Source organism: Pseudomonas sp. 05N434 (genome assembly GCF_056396965.1).
On the sequence record NZ_JBFTMK010001178.1, the window covers coordinates 1 to 387 of the forward strand.

1 protein-coding gene is annotated in these 387 nt (G+C 54.3%); it reads left to right on the plus strand.

Features of this window, described 5'->3' with window-relative positions:
* Positions 1-208: hypothetical protein (locus AC1DLB_RS32320; RefSeq protein WP_477786573.1), on the plus strand; the 208-nt coding region annotated here is incomplete at its 5' end.
* Positions 209-387: the final 179 nt, after the last annotated feature.

Consider the following 387-nt stretch of genomic DNA (forward strand, 5'->3'; position numbering starts at 1 on the left):
CTGCTGTGGTTTTGCTGGCGACAAAGGCTTTACCACGCCGGAATTGAACGCCCATTCGTTACGCACGCTGAAGGACGCGGTACAGCAATGCAGCGAAGGGATTTCCACCAGCCGCACCTGTGAGATTGGTCTGACACAACACGGTGGAATTGACTACCACGGGCTGGTCTATCTGGTGGATCGGGTGACCCAGGCCAGAGCGGTCTGACACCGAAGCACAAAAAGAAGGGGCAATAACGCATAATGCAAAAACCCGTTCCCACAGGGATTGTGCGTTAGACGTCATTGCCCCTTTTTCGCACCCTCCTCCCGGAAAATCTTTCACTCCCTCGCAAGCGAAAACAGAACCCTTGCACGCCGTCACAGTCCATTTGTTAAGCCCCAATC